The 18,762-nt window shown below is 70.7% G+C and carries 14 protein-coding genes and 2 pseudogenes; 11 read left to right on the forward strand and 5 right to left on the reverse strand.

Annotated elements, in window-relative coordinates:
* Positions 1-37: 37 nt before the first annotated feature.
* Together OG622_RS09985 and OG622_RS09990 are read right to left on the reverse strand one after the other, a co-directional pair.
* Positions 38-913 carry an amidohydrolase family protein gene (locus tag OG622_RS09985; protein WP_046703723.1) on the reverse strand — a complete coding sequence of 292 codons (876 nt, stop codon included), beginning with the start codon at positions 911-913 and terminating at the stop codon, positions 38-40.
* A gap of 20 nt (positions 914-933) precedes the next feature.
* Positions 934-1,851 (reverse strand): SDR family NAD(P)-dependent oxidoreductase, encoded by a 918-nt coding sequence (locus tag OG622_RS09990; RefSeq protein WP_371574957.1) that lies wholly within the window; start codon positions 1,849-1,851, stop codon positions 934-936.
* A gap of 240 nt (positions 1,852-2,091) precedes the next feature.
* On the opposite strand from OG622_RS09990, the gene OG622_RS09995 reads away from it, so the two are divergent.
* Both OG622_RS09995 and OG622_RS10000 read left to right on the forward strand, forming a co-directional pair.
* Positions 2,092-2,517 (forward strand): MarR family winged helix-turn-helix transcriptional regulator, encoded by a 426-nt coding sequence (locus OG622_RS09995; protein WP_371584053.1) that lies wholly within the window; start codon positions 2,092-2,094, stop codon positions 2,515-2,517.
* 4 nt (positions 2,518-2,521) lie between these two features.
* The gene (locus tag OG622_RS10000; RefSeq protein ID WP_371574959.1) at positions 2,522-3,409 is read left to right on the forward strand and encodes an IclR family transcriptional regulator; all 888 of its coding nucleotides are present in this window, start codon (positions 2,522-2,524) and stop codon (positions 3,407-3,409) included.
* Between the two features lie 33 nt (positions 3,410-3,442).
* On the opposite strand, the gene OG622_RS10005 is transcribed toward OG622_RS10000, so the two are convergent.
* Positions 3,443-3,607 carry a hypothetical protein gene (locus OG622_RS10005; RefSeq protein WP_371574961.1) on the reverse strand — a complete coding sequence of 55 codons (165 nt, stop codon included), beginning with the start codon at positions 3,605-3,607 and terminating at the stop codon, positions 3,443-3,445.
* Positions 3,608-3,980: 373 nt separating this feature from the next.
* Positions 3,981-5,078, reverse strand: a complete 1,098-nt coding sequence (locus OG622_RS10010) for a serine hydrolase domain-containing protein (protein WP_371574963.1) — start codon at positions 5,076-5,078, stop codon at positions 3,981-3,983.
* A 487-nt stretch (positions 5,079-5,565) separates the two neighbouring features.
* Here OG622_RS10010 and OG622_RS10015 point away from each other — a divergent pair, with 487 nt between their 5' ends.
* Together OG622_RS10015 and OG622_RS10020 are read left to right on the forward strand one after the other, a co-directional pair.
* A complete protein-coding gene (locus tag OG622_RS10015) occupies positions 5,566-7,809 on the forward strand; it encodes a PQQ-binding-like beta-propeller repeat protein (RefSeq protein ID WP_371574965.1) in 2,244 nt (747 codons plus the stop codon).
* Positions 7,810-8,055: 246 nt separating this feature from the next.
* Entirely contained in the window at positions 8,056-9,444 is a 1,389-nt protein-coding gene (locus tag OG622_RS10020) for a glycoside hydrolase family 16 protein (RefSeq protein ID WP_371574967.1), read from the forward strand.
* Here OG622_RS10020 and OG622_RS10025 read toward each other — a convergent pair.
* A complete protein-coding gene (locus OG622_RS10025; RefSeq protein WP_371574969.1) occupies positions 9,428-9,811 on the reverse strand; it encodes a hypothetical protein in 384 nt (127 codons plus the stop codon). The two genes, OG622_RS10020 and OG622_RS10025, sit on opposite strands and share 17 nt — an antisense overlap.
* Before the next feature lie 155 nt (positions 9,812-9,966).
* Between OG622_RS10025 and OG622_RS10030 the strand changes: the two are divergent.
* From OG622_RS10030 to OG622_RS10060, 7 genes and pseudogenes are all read left to right on the forward strand, one after another.
* Positions 9,967-10,232, forward strand: a pseudogene (locus OG622_RS10030) (transketolase); the annotation flags it as partial.
* 40 nt (positions 10,233-10,272) lie between these two features.
* Positions 10,273-10,513 (forward strand): annotated as a pseudogene (locus OG622_RS10035) (transaldolase family protein); the annotation flags it as partial.
* Between the two features lie 101 nt (positions 10,514-10,614).
* Positions 10,615-12,144 carry a glucose-6-phosphate dehydrogenase gene (gene zwf, locus OG622_RS10040; RefSeq protein WP_371574971.1) on the forward strand — a complete coding sequence of 510 codons (1,530 nt, stop codon included), beginning with the start codon at positions 10,615-10,617 and terminating at the stop codon, positions 12,142-12,144.
* A complete protein-coding gene (gene opcA / locus OG622_RS10045; protein WP_371574973.1) occupies positions 12,141-13,106 on the forward strand; it encodes a glucose-6-phosphate dehydrogenase assembly protein OpcA in 966 nt (321 codons plus the stop codon). Before zwf ends, opcA begins: the two co-directional genes overlap by 4 nt.
* A 10-nt stretch (positions 13,107-13,116) precedes the next feature.
* Positions 13,117-13,995 (forward strand): phosphogluconate dehydrogenase (NAD(+)-dependent, decarboxylating), encoded by an 879-nt coding sequence (gene gnd / locus OG622_RS10050; protein ID WP_371584054.1) that lies wholly within the window; start codon positions 13,117-13,119, stop codon positions 13,993-13,995.
* Between the two features lie 221 nt (positions 13,996-14,216).
* Complete coding sequence (locus tag OG622_RS10055; RefSeq protein WP_371574975.1) at positions 14,217-17,177, forward strand: peroxidase family protein; 2,961 nt, start codon at positions 14,217-14,219, stop codon at positions 17,175-17,177.
* A 62-nt stretch (positions 17,178-17,239) separates the two neighbouring features.
* Positions 17,240-18,709: a hypothetical protein gene (locus OG622_RS10060; RefSeq protein ID WP_371574976.1), complete on the forward strand. Its 1,470-nt coding sequence runs from the start codon at positions 17,240-17,242 to the stop codon at positions 18,707-18,709.
* The last annotated feature ends 53 nt before the right edge of the window (positions 18,710-18,762 follow it).

Genomic DNA, 18,762 nt, shown 5'->3' on the forward strand with positions numbered 1-18,762 from the left:
CCGTCATTGCACATGGGGGGTACCCCTCACGGTTTCGTCATGGCTTCGTCAGTCCGAGCAGCCGGGCGGCGTTCTCCTTCAGGATCTTCGGCTTGACCTCGTCCTTGATCGGCAGCTTCTCGAAGTCGGCGAGCCAGCGGTCGGGGGTGAGGACGGGGTAGTCGGAGCCGAAGAGCACCTTGTCCTTGAGCAGGGTGTTCGCGTACTGCACGAGCTGCGGCGGGAAGTACTTCGGCGACCAGCCGGACAGGTCGATGTGCACGCCCGGCTTGTGCGTGGCGACCGCGAGCGCCTCGTCCTGCCAGGGGAAGGACGGGTGCGCCAGGATGATCTTGAGGTGCGGGAAGTCGGCGGCGACGTCGTCCACGTGCAGCGGGTTGGAGTACTTCAGCCGGATGCCACCGCCGCCGGGGACGCCCGCGCCGATGCCCGTCTGGCCCGTGTGGAAGAGGGCGATCGTGCCCGTCTCCTCGATGACCTCGTACAGGGCGTACGCCACCGCGCGGTCGTTGGGGAAGAAACCCTGGACGCTGGGGTGGAACTTGAAGCCCTTCACCCCGTACTCCTCGACCAGCCGGCGGGCCTGCTTCACGCCGGCCTTGCCGCGGAAGGGGTCGATGGAGGCGAAGGGGATCAGCACGTCCGCGTTGGCGGCGGCCGCCTCGGCGACCTCCTCGTTCGGGACGGGCTCGGTGCCGGTCGCGGACTCGGCGTCCACCGTGAAGATCACGGCTGCCATCTTCCGCTCGCGGTAGTAGGCGGCCGTCTCCTCCAGGGTGGGCTTGCGCTTGCCCTCGACCTTGAAATACGCGGAGGAGGCATCATGCAGGTCGTCGGCCAGGGAGGAGTTGCCCTTGGAGGACACCTCCGCGTGGGTGTGGACGTCGATCGCGACCAGCTCGTCCACGTTCATGGCGGGCGTTGCGGGACTCATCACGCCTCCGGGATCTTCGGGGCGGGGATGCCCACGGTCTGCGGCTCGGCGCCCAGCGAGGTCGGCCAGACGTCGGCGAGGGCCTCGGGGGTCCAGCCGCCGTTCGCGTACGCCGTCTTGATCTCCTGCGGATGCGACCAGAGTGCCACCTTGTCGCCGCCGATGCCGATGGCCTGGCCGGTGACACCGCGCGCCGCCTCGGAGGCGAGGAACGGGACCAGCGCCGCACAGTCCTCGGGGGTGCCGAAGCCCTCGCCCTTGCGCAGGAACTCCGGGAACGGCTTGCCCTCGCGCAGCGCCTCGACGTACGGGGCGAAGACCGGGATGGTCTCGGTCATCGCGGTGGCGGCGACCGGGACGATCGCGTTGACCGTGATGTTCGCGCGGCCCAGCTCCATCGCCCAGGTGCGGGCGAAGGCGGCGATGCCGGCCTTGGCGGCGGCGTAGTTCGTCTGGCCGAAGTTGCCGCGCTGGCCGGCCGGGGAGCCGACGAGGATCAGGGAGCCGCCCTCGCCCTGTTCCCGCATACGGATCGCGGCGGCGCGGGCGCAGGTGAAGGTGCCCTTGAGGTGGGTGTTGATCACCGCGTCGAAGTCGTCGTCGGACATCTTCCACAGCACCTTGTCGCGCAGGATGCCCGCGTTGGTGACCAGGATGTCGAGCCGCCCGAACTCCTCCACCGCGCGGCCCACCAGCCGGTCGGCCGCCTCGGTCGTACCGACCGGGACGACCTCGGCGACGGCCTTGCCGCCCGCCTCGGTGATGGACTTCACGGCCGCTTCGGCCACGGCCTCGTCGATGTCGTTGACGACGACGGAGGCGCCGGCGGCGGCGAGGGCCTGTGCGTAGGCGAGGCCGAGGCCACGGCCACTGCCCGTGACGACGGCGACCTTGCCGGTGAGATCGATGCTGGGCACGAGGAAATCCCTTCGGAGGGGTGCGACGGCCGACGCTGCCGAGCGCCTGCCGACTGCGGCTGTGAGATCGAAGCTAAGAGCAATAGTTGTTGACGTCAATAGTTGTTGTTCCCCGGGCGTTGCGTCATGCTGGGTCGGTACACCAGCGCCGCCCCTTTCTCGGGGCCTCGAACAGGGAGTCCCGCTATCGCCGGCCAGCAGACGCAGAACGCCGCCTCGATCGACGCGCGCGAGCCCTGGATGCGCGGGCTGCACGCGGACACGGGCTATCTGCTGTACCGCCTGGGGCTGCGGTCCGGGCAGCTGTTCAACTCGTCCCTCCAGGAGTCGGGGCTGAGGCTGCGGCACTACGCGCTGCTGCGCTTCCTGGCGACCGCCCCGGGCGCGCTCCAGCGCGAGCTGAGCGCGTCGCTCGGCTACGACCCGAGCGCGATCGTCGGCCTGGTGGACGACCTGGAGAAGCTGGGCTTCGCCGAGCGGCGCCCCTCCCCCGACGACCGCCGCAGCCGGATCGTCGTCCTGACCGAGGACGGCCGGTCCTTCCTCCGCGACACCGACGAGGCCGGACAGCGCGTCACGAACGAACTGCTGGAGCCCCTCGACGCCGCCGAGCGTGAGACGCTCCACGTGCTGCTGCAGAAGGTCGCCGAAGCCGGACTGGGGTGACGCCATGACGATGACCACCGACGCGCTCCCGTCACCGGGACCCGTGCCCCGGCCGGCCGCGTCGCCGGGGACCGCGCCCCGGCAGGCCGAGCCCCCGGGAGCGGCCCGCTCCGCCCCCGACCGGCTCCTCGCCGTGCTGGCCGCCTTCGACCACGACCACCCGGCGCTCTCCCTGACCGACATCAGCCGCCGGGCCGGGCTGACCCTCACCACGGCCCACCGGCTGGTGGGCGCGCTCACCGAGTGGGGCGCCCTGGAGCGGGACTCGGACGGGATCTACCACGTCGGGCTGCGGCTCTGGGAGCTCGCGGCACTCGCCCCGCGCGGGCTCGCACTGCGCCAGATCGCGCTGCCGTACCTGGAGGACCTGTATGAGGCCACGCACGAGAACGTACAGCTCGCGGTACGTGACGGCGACGACGTCGTCTACATCGAGTGGCTCTCCGGGCGCTCAGCCGTCGGCGTCCACATCCGGGTCGGCGGCCGCTGGCCCCTGCACGCCACGGGGGTGGGCCTGGCACTCCTCGCCCACGGCGACCCCTCGTCCCAGGAGACCTACTGCCAGGGGACCTTGGCCTCGTTCACGCCATACACCATCGCCGACGCGCCCCGGTTGCGGCGCGTACTCGCCGAAGTCCGGCGCACGGGCGTGGCGGTGAGCAGCCGTCAGGTCACCGAGGACGCGCTGTCGGTGGCCGCGCCGGTACGCGGCCCGGGCGGTTCCGTGGTCGCCGCCGTGTCGGTCGTGGTGCCCCAAGCGGGCGCCCAGGTACCGGTGTTGACGCCCGCGGTACGGGTGGCCGCACGCGGGATCTCCCGCGCCCTGGGCTGGCGTCCGGACGAACCCCGCCGAGGGTCGCTGATCCCGGGCCGGGGCGCTTCTGCTTCTTGACGGGACGCGCGCGTTCTTGAGGGCGCGCGCCTGCTACGTCTTGGCCCGTGCCTGTGCCGCGTACGTCACGACGGCACCCGCGGGCGGTGAGGTGAGCCGGCCCTGGTCGGTGCCCGAGGCCGGGGTGACCTCCCAGCGGGTCGCGAACCGGCCGCCGGAGCGGATGCGGTCCGTGGTGGCCGTGCCGAGGTCGCGCACCTGCCAACCGCTGGGCGAGGAGGGCGAGGCCGGCCTCGGTCCAGGGCCAGGCGGAGCCGTTGGCGAAGGACACGGTGACCAGGAACCCCCCGCCCCTCGGGGCGACTTGGAGGGTGACGACGTAGGGCTCACGCCGGTAGTCGTCCACCCAGGAGGACCGCATCAGCCGCACCAGCGCGTCGGCCCGGGCGGACCGCGCCGCCGCGAGGTCCGGAGAGGGGGAATGCGGGGTTCTGGTTCCACCGAGAAGAGTTGATCTCGCCAGAAGTCCGTGGCACGGCTCGCACCGGCCCGGGGGTCCCCCGGGCCGGTGCGGTGGTGCGGCCAGTACGGCGGCGCGGCTGTGCGGTTCGATACGGCTGTGCCGCCGGGCTCAGGCCGACAGGCCCTCGTAGACGGCCGCGAGGATCGTGAAGGCCCGGTCGTCGCCGAGTCCTTCGTCGATCATCTGGTTCATCATGTACGCCACGGTCATCCGGGCGTCGAGGTCCACCAGGACGATCGAGCCGCCCCAGCCGCCCCAGAAACAGGTGCGGGGGTTGGGCAGTTGGCCGCCGTTCAGGCCGTAGCCCATGCCGTAGCGCATCGGGACGCGCAGGACGCTGTCCGTGCCGTCGAACTGCTCCTCCAGGACCCGTTCGCACCCCTTCTCCGACAGCAGCCGCACACCACGTGCCGCCCCGCCGGAGGCCAGCAGCGACTGCACGGCCGCGACCGAGCGGGCGTTGCCGTGACCGTTCGCGGCCGGGATCTCGGCGCGGCGCCAGGCGGTCGTGTTGGCGGTGCCGTCCGGTATGGCCGGGTTGGGCGGCGGGCCGCCCCGGGGCGGGGAGGAGGGCGGCGCGATGATCGGTGCCACCCGGTGGTCGTGCTCGGCGGCGAGCCCGATGTGGAAGTCGGCGCCCAGCGGGCCCGTGACCTCCTCGGCGAGGAAGGTGCCCAGGCTGCGGCCGGTGACCCGGCGGACGATCTCGCCGAGCAGATACCCCTGGGTGACGGCGTGGTAGCCGGCCTCGGTGCCGGGCTCCCAGGCCGGTGCCTGCGCGGCGAGCCGGGAGGTGGCGGTCGGCCAGTCGTACAGGTCCTCCAGCGTCATGGGCGCCTCGAAGCGGGGCAGCCCCGCCGTGTGCGAGAGCACATGGCGCACGCGTACGTCCTCCTTGCCGGCCGCCGCGAACTCGGGCCAGTACGTCGCCACCGGCGCGTCCAGGTCCAGTTCGCCCCGGTCGGCGAGCATCAGTACGCACAGGGCGGTCATCGTCTTGGTGGTGGACCACACATGGGTGATGGTGTCCCGCTCCCACGGTGTGGTGCGGTCCGCGTCCACGTACCCGCCCCAGAGGTCGACCACCGGCTCACCGTCGACGTACACGGCGACCGACGCCCCCACGTCCTTGTCGTCCAGCGAGGCGGACAGCGCCTCGCGTACCGCGGCGAACCGGTCCGTGCACGTGCCATGAGTCAGCGCCATGAGGGGAAGGTAACGGGTGGCCGTCGGACCGGGCCATCGAATAAACAGGGCACAGCCGCGAAGACGTTGCCCCGGATCTCGCTGTCGGTGTCCGAGACGCGCGTCACGCCCCGGCGGCGGATGCCGCTGCCGCTGCCGCTGCCGCTGCCGCCGGATGGTGTGGCGTGGCGGCTGCCGAGAACGTGGCGCAGCCCTTCCGCGATCTCGGCCAACAGCCGCCGTCGGCCGGCTCCCGCCACCGTGCCTGCCCCGGCTCCTGACCCTGCCGTTGCCGTTGCCGTTGCCGTTGCCGTTGCCGTTGCCGTTGCCGCCCAACGGCTGGAACCTGTCCTGGTCGGACTGGAAGGCCGGGAGCGCTCTCTGACTCCGCGACACCGATCAGCGCCATGGCCTCGCACCGTTCTCCGGCGCCCCTGGTAGGGCGCCCCTTCCCGCATCCCATAGGCTGATCCGCCGCAGCTGTCGTACGACAAGAGCGTGGTGGGAAATGCCGCTGAGGGACGACGATCCCACCGTCATAGACGGCTATGTCCTGCAGGACCGGCTCGGCTCGGGTGGCATGGGGATCGTCTATCTCGCCCGGTCCGCGTCGGGGCGGCTGGTCGCGATCAAGCTGGTGCACGCCCAGTACTGCGACGACGATGAGTTCCGGTCCCGGTTCCGGCAGGAGGTCGCCGCGGCGCGGCGGGTGAGCGGGGCGTTCACCACCCCCGTGGTCGACGCCGACCCCGAGGCGACCCGGCCGTGGATGGCGACGCTGTACGTGCCGGGGCCGACCCTCTCCGATCTGGTGCGCGAGGAGGGTCCGCTGAGCGGGGCCGCCATCCGAGGGCTCGCGCTCGGGCTCGTCGAGGCGCTGCGGGACATCCACCGGGCGGGCGTCGTGCACCGGGACCTGAAACCGGCGAACGTCCTCATGGCCGAGGACGGTCCGCGGGTCATCGACTTCGGCATCTCGCGTGCCGCTGACAACCTGCAACTCACCGTGACCGGCCGGGTGATCGGGACGCCGCCGTTCATGTCCCCGGAGCAACTGCGCTCACCACGGGACGTCACCAACGCGTCGGACGTGTTCTCCCTGGGGTCGCTGCTGGTGTACGCGGCGAGCGGGCACAGCCCGTTCAAGGCGGAGAGCCCCTATCTGGCGGGCTACCAGGTCATGTTCGAGGCACCGAAGCTGGACGCGGTGCCCGAGCCGTTGCGGAGCATCGCCGGACGATGCCTGGACAAGGACCCCACGGCCCGGCCGGACCTCGCCGAACTGCACCGCCTGTTCCTGGAGTTGCCGACCTCCCCCGAAGCCGGCCCCGTTTCCACCGAGGCCGCGCCCGTGCCGTCCGACCGGCCCACGGACCATGGGCGAACAGAAGGGGGACAGGCGGACACCACAACGGCGAACGACCGACCGGCGCGCGACCGGCCGACGCACGAACCCCGCGCGAAACGCCGCGCCGGACGGCAGTTGATCCTCGTCGGCCTCGGCGCCGCCCTCACCGTCACCGCGCTGAGCGCCGCGCTGCTCGCGTACGTGAGCGCCGAGGACAGCGCGACGCCGTCCGCCACCGACACCGCCGTCGACTACCGTTCCGTGTCCCTCCCCAAGGGCTGGCAGCCATGGCGTACCCCGCTGCGGAACGACACCGGCTTCCCCTCCGAATACGTCGCGACCGGCTACAAGGAACCGGGGTGTCTGACGGACGGAACGGACCTGTACTGCGGCGGTACGGGCTTCGTCGTCGCGAAGGTCGACGCCGGCACCGGAAGGATGGGCTGGCGGCACGGCACCCTCCCCCAGACCTCGCACCCCATCGGCGTGCGGGACGGCCTGGCCTTCGTCTACGCGGAACCCGACACCACCCATCGGCGCCTGGTGGCCCTGGACACCAGGACAGGGAAGCAGCGGTGGGCCCGGTCCATCAGCGCCACCGACGCGCCCTACCTCTACGACGGCGGCATCCTCACCCTCGCGCCCGACCACCGGGAGCTGGTCGCCTACTCCACGGCGGGCAAGGAACTGTGGCGATCGTCCGTGCCCGACTCGGTGCACTGCGTCCCCACGGTGCTCGGCGACGACCCGTACGAACTGTGCTGGACGGGCGACGACTTCCTCGACACCAGACCGTTCGAACTCGTACGGCTCGATCCGGACGACGGCACGCGGCAGGAACTCGCCGCGCTGACCAAGAAGTCGCTCGCCCTGGGCGCCGTCGACGGACGGCCGCTGTTCCTGAAGGCGCAGACCACCGAGGAGGTGTACCAGGCCGGGTACGAGCGGCCGTACAACGCGTTCCTGCGGGTGGACCCGGACACCGGGAAGACCACCCGGATCCCGCTGGAGCGGGCGCTGCGCGGCTCGGCGACGCTGGTGGACGGGGTCGTGTACTTCGTGCGGACCAACGGGTCGGTCACCGCGGTGTCGGCGACGAGCGGCAAGGAGCTGTGGCAGCGGAGCACCGACATGGAGAACCTGTCCGCTCCGGTGGTGTCGGCGGCCCGTGACGAGATCTACTTCGCCAACCGCTTCGGCCGGCTGCTCGCCCTGGAGCAGACCACGGGCGGCGAGTTGTGGCGTACGGACGCGCTCGACGACCCGGGGGACATCGCGGCCGAGGCCCTGCCCCGTGTGCTGCTCGTGGACGACGCGATCGTGGCGGTGGCCGGTGACACGGCGTTCTCGGTGAGCCCGGACGAGCCGAAGGCCCGGCCGTCCACGTCCGCCGCCGGGGACTGAGCGCCGCCGCCGGAGGCCGAGCGGCCGTCGTCTCGCCCCCTTGGCCGGTTACCGCCCGAGAACAGCCGACCTTCACAAGGTGAACTCGCCCCTCCCGCACGGACTTTCTCCGCTTTAACTCTTGACGGCCGCAGCGTCGGAGCGCACATTGACCGCACGCTCTTCTTGAGAGCGCTCTCAGGACGGGACTCCACGGAGCGCTCCCCCCACCCGCACATTTCACTCCGTACACCCGAAGAGGCCGCTATGAGTGAAACCTCCGGCATACCCATCAGACGCCGCCGCCCCCTCAGGCGCGCGTTCCTCGCCATGGCCGGCGCGTTGGCGCTGGCCACGGCCTGGGCGACGACCGCGCAGGGTGCCGCCCCCACACCGCCCGCCGGCTGGACCCAGGTCTTCGTCGACGACTTCAACGGCAGCGCAGGCACCGGTGTCAACACCTCCAACTGGCAGTACGCGACCGGGACTTCATACCCCGGGGGCCCCGCCAACTGGGGCACCGGCGAGGTCGAGACGATGACGAACAGCACCACCAACGTCTCCCTCGACGGCAGCGGCAACCTGCGCATCACCCCGGTCCGCGACTCGGCGGGCAGATGGACCTCGGGCCGGATCGAGACCAACCGCACCGACTTCCAGCCCCCGGCGGGCGGCAAGCTGCGGGTCGAGTCCCGGCTCCAGATGCCGAACGTCACCGGGACGGCCGCCGAGGGCTACTGGCCGGCGTTCTGGATGCTGGGCGCCCCCTACCGGGGCAACTACCAGAACTGGCCCAGCGTCGGCGAGCTGGACATCATGGAGAACGTCCAGGGCCGCAACCAGGTGTGGGCCACGATCCACTGCGGCACCAACCCCGGCGGCCCGTGCAACGAGACGACCGGCATCGGCAACTCCACCACGTGCCCCAACACGACCTGCCAGTCCGGCTTCCACACGTACACCATGGAGTGGGACCGCTCGGTGACCCCCGAGACGATCCGGTTCTCCGTCGACGGCACCCAGTTCCATTCGGTCAACGCGAACCAGGTCGACGCGACGACCTGGTCCAACGCCACCAACCACGGGTTCTTCGTCATCCTGAACGTGGCGATGGGCGGCGCCTTCCCGGACGCGTTCGGCGGGGGCCTGGACGGCGACACCCGGTCCGGTGTCCCGATGGTCGTCGACTACGTGCAGGTGCTGTCGGCGAGCGGGGGCACCACCACTCCGCCGCCGACGGGCACCCGGGACGCGTACAGCGCCATCCAGGCCGAGTCGTACAACGGTCAGAGCGGCACCCTCACCGAGACCACGACCGACACCGGCGGCGGCCAGAACATCGGCTCGCTCGCCAACGGCGACTGGGCTCTGTTCCAGAACGTCAACTTCGGTTCCACGGCCGCCACCCAGTTCGTCGCCCGGGTGGCCTCCGGCGCCAACTCCGGGGTGAGCGGGCTGGTCGAGGTCAGACTCGACAGCCGTACCAGCACACCGGTCGGCAGTTTCTCGATCGCCAACACCGGGGGCTGGCAGTCCTGGCGGACGGTGCCCGCGAACATCAGTGGGATCACCGGCACCCATGACGTCTATCTGACCTTCACGAGCGGCCAGTCGCAGGACTTCGTGAACGTGAACTGGTTCAACTTCGGCCGCTGAGCGGCAGGTCGGCCTGGGCGAAGAGGGGCTCCGCGCACCGGCGCGGAGCCCCTCGGCCATGCTTGCCCGGCGAGGTCACCGCATCTCCGTCCGGAACGCCACCGGTGCGGGTCCCCGTGTGCAGCTGGAAGAACGTGGAGAAGTCGGCGGTGGTGTCACCGGGCCGGCGCTCCGCCTCGGCCGAACCGGCGGCGAGGTGGGCGAGGTGGGCGAGGCGCAGCGGGAAAGCCCCGTTGTAGAGGGCGCAGTGATCCCGCAGCATCTCGGCCTGTGCCTGTGCCTGCGCCTGCGCCTGACGGACGGTGGGCCGCAGGAGGAACTTGTACGCACGGATCACCTCGGCCCGCCCCCCTCCGGTCGAGTCCACCCGACCCAATTACGCTTGGTGTATGTCACCGCGCTAAACGGCCGGCCTGGCCGTCACCCCGCAGACGCAGAGAGCTCCGGCGCTTCGCGCCTCCGGGCCGAAGATCGCATTCCCGCCCTGCCTGAAGGGCGGGATTCCCTGCGAAGGCGAAAGGGGCGATGCCGTCGGTGGAGTGGTTCGAGGAACAGCCGCGCGAATACCGCGAGAGCGTGCTGCCGCCGTCTGTGAGGGCCCGCGTGGCGGTCGAGGCGGGGATCGGCCTGACCTGGTACCGCTACGTCGGTGACCACGACCGCATCGTCTCCCTCGATCACTTCGGCGTCTCCGCCGACGCGAAGACCCTGTTGGCCGCGTACGGGGCTTCGCCCCCGAGAACGTCGTCACCGCCGCGAGGGAATCCCGCACCGCGGTCCGCGGTTGATGCGAGCGCCTGAAGGAAGATGATCACTGTGACCACCGAATACGGGAACCAGCTCGCCGACCTCGCCGTGCGCGGGGTGACGGTCGACGAGGACGTACGGATGATGACGACCGCCGGCGTATGCGCCGACGACGACGTCCCGCGCCCGGTGTACGACGCGACGGCGGGGCGGCGGCCGGGTCTCCATCGAGGTCGGCCCCCGGCCGACCCACGACACCGCGGCGACGGTCGCCGAGGCCAAGCGGCTCGCGCGGCTCGTGGACCGGCCGAACCAGGTCGTGGGTCTGCTGGAGAGCGAGGGCGTCTCCACGTTCGTTGCGGCGTGGCAGAACCTGTGGGGCATGGTGGCGAAATCCTTGAACAGCATGGGAGTTGATGGGCAATGACCGCAGAGTGGCTCAACCCGCTCCGGGACGCCGACGACCGCCGGCTCCCCCTGATCGCGGGCCCGTCCGGGCTCGTCATCTTCGGGGTGACCGGTGACCTGTCCCGCAAGAAGCTGATGCCGGCCGTGTACGACCTGGCCAACCGGGGTCTGCTGCCGCCGGGCTTCTCGCTCGTGGGGTTCGCGCGCCGGGACTGGGAGGACGAGGACTTCGCGCAGATCGTGCACGACGCCGTCCGTGAGCACGCCCGCACCGAGTTCCGTGAGGAGGTCTGGCAGCAACTGGCCGAGGGGATGCGGTTCATCCCGGGTGACTTCGATGACGACGAGGCGTTCAAGCGGCTTCGCAAAGCCGTCGAGGAGCTCGACAGCTCCCGCGGCACGGGCGGCAATTTCGCGTTCTATCTCTCCGTGCCGCCGAAGATGTTCCCGAAGGTCGTCAAACAGCTCAAGAAGCACGGGCTCGCCAGTCCGCCCGAGGGGTCCTGGCGGCGCGCGGTCATCGAGAAGCCGTTCGGCCACGACCTGGCCAGCGCCCGGGACCTGAACACGGTCCTGCACGATGTGTTCGACCCCGAGCAGGTCTTCCGCATCGACCACTACCTGGGCAAGGAGACCGTCCAGAACATCCTGGCGCTCCGCTTCGCCAACCAGATGTACGAGCCCATCTGGAACCGGAGTTACGTCGACCACGTACAGATCACGATGGCCGAGGACATCGGCATCGGCGGTCGCGCCGGGTACTACGACGGCATCGGCTCGGCCCGTGACGTCATCCAGAACCATCTCCTCCAACTGCTGGCCCTGACCGCCATGGAGGAACCGGCGGCGTTCGACGCCGAGTCGCTGCTGGCCGAGAAGCTGAAGGCGCTCAAGGCCGTGCGGCTGCCGGACGATCTGGGTCTGCACACCGTGCGCGGCCAGTACGCGGCCGGCTGGCAGGGCGGCGAGCAGGTGCCCGGCTATCTGGAGGAGGACGGCATCGACCGCTCCTCGACGACGGACACGTACGCGGCGGTCAAGCTGGGCGTGGACAACCGCCGCTGGGCGGGGGTCCCTTTCTACCTGCGGACGGGCAAGCGGCTCGGCCGCCGAGTGACGGAGATCGCGGTCGTCTTCCAGCGCGCCCCGCACTCCCCGTTCGACTCCACGGCCACCGAGGAGCTGGGCCAGAACGCGATCGTCGTCCGGGTGCAGCCGGACGAGGGGATGACCGTGCGCTTCGGTTCCAAGGTGCCGGGTACCTCGATGGAGATCCGGGACGTCACCATGGACTTCGCGTACGGCGAGTCGTTCACCGAGTCCAGCCCGGAGGCATACGAACGGCTGATCCTGGATGTGCTGCTCGGCGACGCCAACCTCTTCCCCCGCCACCAGGAGGTGGAGGAGTCCTGGAAGATCCTCGACCCGATCGAGGAGTACTGGGCCAAGCACGGCAGGCCGGCGCAGTACCCCTCGGGCAGCTGGGGCCCCGGGGAAGCGGACGAGATGCTCGCACGAGACGGACGGAGCTGGCGCAGGCCATGAAATTCGACCTGACTGACACCACGGCAAGTAAGATCAACAAGGCTCTGGTGAAGGGCCGCAGGGCCATCGGCACGCCCGCCGTGGGCATGGTCCTCACGATGGTGATCGTGACGGACGAGGAGAACGCGTACGACTCGATCAGGGCGGCCGAGGAGGCCTCGCACGAGCACCCCTCGCGCACCCTGGTCGTCATCAAGCGGCACGCCCGCACCCCGAAGGACCGCACCAAGTCGCACCTGGACGCCGAGGTACGGGTCGGCGCCGACGCGGGCACCGGCGAGACGGTCGTGCTGCGGACGTACGGCGAGGTCTCCGACCACGCCGACTCCGTGGTCCTGCCGCTGCTGCTGCCGGACGCGCCGGTGGTGGTGTGGTGGCCGGTGGACGCGCCGGAGAACCCTGCGAAGGACCCGCTGGGCGCGCTCGCCCAGCGCCGGATCACCGACATGTACGCCGTGGAGAACCCGCTCGCCGCGCTCGAACAGCGGGGCGCCTCCTACACCCCCGGCGACACCGACCTCGCCTGGACCCGGCTGACGCCGTGGCGTTCGATGCTGGCGGCCGCCCTCGACCAGGCCAAGGAGACCATCACCTCGGCCGCCGTCGAGAGCGAGGCCGACAACCCGAGCGCCGAACTGCTGGCCCGCTGGCTGGAGGCCCGGCTCGGTGTGTCCGTCGAGCGCGTGCTGACCGCCGGGCCGGTCGTGACGGGTGTGCGCCTCGGCACCGCGAAGGGCGACGTCGTCATCGACCGCCCCGAGGGCCCGCTCGCCACGCTCACCCTGCCGGGCCAGCCGTCCCGCACCCTCGCCCTGAAGGTGCGCCCCACCTCCGAGCTGATCGCCGAGGAGCTGCGGCGCCTCGACGCCGACGAGATGTACGCCGTCGCCCTGCGCGGCGGCGAGAACACCGATGACAAGTCCCTTCGAAACGTCCGTGACACTCAGGGAGACGTGAACTGACATGACAGCCATGCAGCTGGGCCTGATCGGTCTCGGCAAGATGGGCGGCAACATGCGCGAGCGGATCCGCCGCGCCGGTCACACCGTCGTCGGCTACGACCGCAACCCCGACGTCTCCGACGTGGGCAGCCTGGCCGAACTGGTCGAGCGCCTCGACGGCCCGCGCACGATCTGGGTGATGGTGCCCGCGGGCGGCGCCACCCAGTCCGTCGTCGACGAGCTGGCGGGGCTGCTGTCGCCCGGCGACATCGTCGTCGACGGCGGCAACTCCCGCTGGACGGACGACGAGAAGCACGCGGCCGAGCTGGGCGCGAAGGGCATCGGCTTCGTCGACGCCGGTGTCTCCGGGGGCGTGTGGGGCCTTGAGAACGGCTACGCCCTGATGGTCGGCGGCGACAAGGAGCACGTCGAGCGGCTCCAGCCGATCTTCGAGGCGCTCAAGCCGGAGGGGCCGTACGGCTACGTCCACGCCGGCAAGGTCGGTGCCGGGCACTTCTCCAAGATGGTCCACAACGGCATCGAGTACGCCATGATGCAGGCGTACGCGGAGGGCTGGGAGCTGCTGGAGAAGGTCGACTCGGTGACCAGCGTCCGCGAGGTGTTCCGCTCCTGGCAGGACGGGACCGTCATCCGCTCCTGGCTGCTGGACCTCGCCGTCAACGCGCTCGACCAGGACGAGCACCTGGAGAAGCTGCGCGGCTTCGCCGAGGACTCCGGTGAGGGACGGTGGACCGTCGAGGCCGCCATCGACCACGCGGTGCCGCTGCCGGCGATCACCGCGTCGTTGTTCACGCGGTTCGCTTCGCGGCAGGACGACTCGCCCCAGATGAAGATGATCGCCGCGCTGCGGAACCAGTTCGGCGGGCACGCGGTCGAGTCGACGAAGTAGGCGACGGAGTACGGCAGTTCCCCGCGTCCCTCCCTCTGGGGCGCGGGGCCCCTTCTCGGTGACGTCTGCGGGACGGAATGCGATATTCACCCGCATTATCATCAGATGTACACATGGCGTGAACTGTCGCTGTGACGGAACCCCGCCGCCGGTAGCGTGCGACCCCTGTCCCGTACGCACGTCGCATGCATCCCGTGTGCCTCTGTACGAAGGAAACGCCGATGGCCGAGACCGGGCAGCACGATCAGCGGTACGAGCGGTACGCGGGTGGCAGCCCCGAGGCCGAGCGGCTCGTGTTCGAGCGGTTGGCGCGGGAGTTGATGGCGGTCCAGGTCAGGAACCGGCGGGCCGGGGGCGGCGGGATCGCGCGGGCGTTCCACGCGAAGGCCCCGTTGGGTGTGGAGAACGCGCGGCTGCGGTTCCACGACGATCTGCCGGTGGCGTTGCGGGTCGGTTTCGCGCAGCCGGGTGCCGACTATCCGGCGGTGGTCCGGCTGTCCAACGCGAGCGGCATCCGGCAGGGCGACGGCTCGCCGGATCTCCGGGGCGCGGCGGTGCGGGTGCGGGTGACGGACGAGGTGAGCCATGACCTGCTGGCCACCAGCCACCCCGTGTCGCACGCGAGCGACGCCCAGGAGTTCGTGGCGTTCGCCAAGGCCATGGCGGGGGCCCGGAGTCCGCTGCGCAAGGCGCTCGGGCTGTTCGTGAAACTGCCGTTGGCGGTGGGGCCGGGGACGGCGACGCGGATGCGGCGCAATGTCCGGGACGCCACCCGCCGTACCGTCAACTCCCTCGCGAACGAGACCTATTGGAGTCGCGGGGCCATGCTGTGGGGCGAGGCCGGGCCCGTGCGGTATCTGTTGCGGCCCGCGCCCGGTACGCCGACGGCGGCCGAGCCCGACCTTCGGGACCCGGACTTTCTGCACCGCGAACTGGCGCGACGGCTGGGGCAGGCGGACATCGCGTTCGACCTGTGTGTGCAGCGGTACGTGGACGAGCGGCGCACACCGGTCGAGGACGCGGCGGTGGAGTGGAAGGACGCGGTGGCACCGGCGGTGCCGATCGCCCGACTCACCGTCCCCGCCCAGGAACTGGACGGCGCCGAGGCGCGGGCGGCCGCTCGGCGTATCGAGGATCTGACCTTCAACCCCTGGTACACGACCGACTCGTTCCGGCCACTGGGCAATATCAACCGGGCGCGGAAGGCGGCGTACCGGGCAAGTGGCGCACACCGGCTCGGGCAGCGCTTCGCCACCGCGGAACCCTTGCGCAACAGGCTGCTCGGCCGTCTCGTGGGTCCCGTCTTCCGGCTGCTGAACCGTGCCGTGCCGTGGCACCGGCTGCCGTTGTCGCCGAGCCTGCTGAACCTGATGTTCCTGCGGAAGGTGTTGCGCAGGCTGAATCTGATCGACACCGAGGTGCGTGAGGCGCCGCCGAAGGCCCAGCCCGTGCCGGAGCCGGTCCCGGAGCGGCTGCGCACGGAGCGGTCGTACGACGGCACGTACAACGATCTGTCGGAGCCGGGGATGGGCGCGGTGGGTGCCGCCTTCGGGCGGAACCTGACGCCGGACTACCGGCCGGATCTCTTCGACACCCCGAACCCGGTGACGGTCAGCAGGCAGTTGCTGTACCGGGAGAGCTTCGTGCCGGCGACCTCGCTCAATGTGCTGGCGGCTGCGTGGATCCAGTTCCAGGTGCACGACTGGGTGAACCACCGGCGGTACAGGACCGGTGACCGCGGTGTGGAGGTGCCGCTGCCGCCCGACTTCGAGGGGGACTGGCGGAACGTGCCGGGCGGGCCGACGGAACGGGTGATGCGGTTCGCGGAGAACGAGGGCATCGAGGCGCCCGGCCGCCCGCCGATCCTGTTCGCCAACTCCGCCTCGCACTGGTGGGACGGCTCCGAGGTGTACGGCGAGAACGAGAAGACCGCCCGCTTCCTGCGCGAGCCGGGCGGGGGCGCGAGACTCCGCCTGGAGGACGGCCATTTGCCGGGCGGGCCGAACGGCGTGCCGCTCACCGGGTTCAACGAGAGCTGGTGGATGGGGCTCAGCGCGATGCACACGCTGTTCGCGCGGGAGCACAACGCGGTGTGCGACGCGCTGCGCGCCGAGTATCCGTCGATGAGCGAGGAGAAGATCTACCACACGGCCCGGCTCGTGGTGTCCGCGCTGATCGCGAAGATCCACACCGTGGAGTGGACGCCGGCGATCCTGGCGACCGAGGCCATCGACCTCGCCCTGCACACCAACTGGTCGGGCCCGCCGAAGAACTGGCTCAACCAGCTGGGCCTGTGGCTGTTCGAGGCGCACTCGCTGACGGGCATCCCGAAGACCCTGCCGGACCACCACGCGGCGCCGTACTCGCTGACCGAGGACTTCACGACCGTCTACCGCATGCATCCGCTGATCCCGGACGACTACGAGCTGCGGGAGCACCAGTTCGGGCGGCGGCTGGAGACGGTGGGCTTCATGGACATCCAGGGCGGGGCGGCCGAGTCGCAGATCCGCAAGACGGGCCTCGCGAACTCGCTGTACTCCTTCGGCATCGCCCATCCCGGCGCGATCACGCTCCACAACTTCCCGCGCTCGCTGCAGCGCTTCGAGCGTGACGGGGAGATCATCGACCTGTCGGTCGTCGACCTCGTCCGGACGCGCCGGCGTGGTGTGCCGCGCTACAACGACTTCCGGGCCGGGCTGCACAGGGGGCGGATCCGGTCCTTCGAGGAGCTGACGGAGAACCCGGAGACGCTGGCGCGGCTCAAGGACGTCTACCGGAACGTCGACGAGATCGACACGGTGGTCGGGCTGTTCGCGGAGAACCCGCCGGAGGGCTTCGGGTTCAGCGACACCGCGTTCCGCGTCTTCATCCTGATGGCCAGCCGACGGCTGCAGAGCGACCGGTTCCTGACCGTCGACTACCGGCCGGAGGTCTACACACCGCTCGGCATCGACTGGGTCGAGAAGGGCGGCATGAACTCCGTGGTCCTGCGCCACTGCCCGGAGCTGGCCCCGCTGCTGCCGCGCGGCGCGAGCGCCTTCGCGCCGTGGCGGACGGTGCACACGACGGGCGACGGCGGCGGTACGAGCGGCAGCGGCAGGCCCGCCACCGGTACGAGCGACCACGGCACGCCCACCACCGGTACGAGCGACACCGGTACGAGCGACGGCGGTTCACCATGACGCCGTGACACGACCCGGGGTGCGACACACCCCGGGTCCGAACCACAACGGGGGATAAGCGAATGACGTTCACCGACAACCACTCCGAGCTGCCCGGGGCCGAGCCGTCCGCGATACCCGGGGCGGGCGAACGGCTCGCGGTCCGCGAACAGCCCGGCCCGACCGTCGCCACCACCCACCCGGGACTCGCCGACCTCTTCGGGCGCCCGCTGCTGCGGACCGTGTGGCGCCGCCGTACCCACCGGGTGAGCCGTGGCGCCAAGGTGTCCGCCGGGACCATGACCTACACCTCCCGCAACGCGGTGCAGCCCCTGACCGAGCTGGAGGAGGCGGTGCTGATCGCGATCACCGGCACCACGGGGCTGACCATGCCCGACCGGCCCTTCGAGGACCCGGACAACGGCACGCCCATCATGTCCAAGCCCAACCTGACGATGGCGGGCCGCACCGCCGGGAGCCCGGACAACGCGCAGGGCACGCACTTCTTCCTCGTCAACGACTCGGGCACGTACTTCCTGCGCAGGCTGAAGCCGGCGCCGGACGAGCCGTTCGACGCCGAGACCCTGGTGGCGCGGGCGCGCGAGGCGAAGGTGAAGGTCCTGGACCACCGTCTCGACGTCGCGCCGGGCAAGCGGGACTTCCCGGCGTACCTGGACTCCAACCGCTTCCTGTCCAACCTTCCCGGCACGACCCTGCTGTTCCCGGTCGTCGACCTCTCCCACCAGTACGTGAACGCGCTGATGTATCTGCTCACGCAGCCGGACGGGGCCCGACCGACGCTTGTGGACGACCGCAACTTCTACCGCCCGGCCGGGGTGAAGAAGTGGATGAAGAATGGTTTCCTCAACGGGGATCTGAAGCTGCCCCTCGGCTCCCTCGGCCCGATGCGCACCCAGATCGAGGCGGACCTGCTCCTCCAGAACCTGATGCTCACGGCCGAGGCGATGGGCCTGGGCGCCTGGATCCACGCCACCATCAACCCGCAGATCGCCCTCGGCGACCCGAAGTTCTCCCGGGCGTACGGCAGGATGCTCGGCTTCGACTTCGTCACCCCGCGCTGGCGCCCGGCCGACATCTGGCGCTGGCACATCCCCCTGCCGAAGTACGCCGAGGTGCGCTCGCACCCGGTCCGGCTCCCGTCCCCCGACGGCGGCGCCCCGCTGATCGCCGCCGCGTGCCCGCCCGTGTTCGGGACGATGTCGGAGGCCGTGGAGACGATCGTCCAGGAGAAGTTCGGCCGCGACGGCGTCTACACCGACCGGGACGTCTTCGCCCGGATCTACCGGGAGGACTACGGGCAGCGCTATCTCACCGAGGCCGGCGAGTACGAGGAGCGGGTGATCGACTGCGCCCGTGACATCTGCGAGTACATCCTCCGCACGCACGGCCGCTTCCCGGCCCACACGGACGCGATCCATGTCCCGGGCGTGTGGCTCCAGGTCCATCACGTGGAGAACGAGTACTACGAACAGTTCTTCAGGAACGGTCTCACGGACGCCCACCGGGCCCACGCCGAGGCCTGGGCGCACTAGCCGGCCGGTGACGTCGGCCTGGGTCCGGCCGGAACGTGCGGCCGGATCCCGGT

This window comes from Streptomyces sp. NBC_01314 (genome assembly GCF_041435215.1).
Taxonomy (GTDB): domain Bacteria; phylum Actinomycetota; class Actinomycetes; order Streptomycetales; family Streptomycetaceae; genus Streptomyces.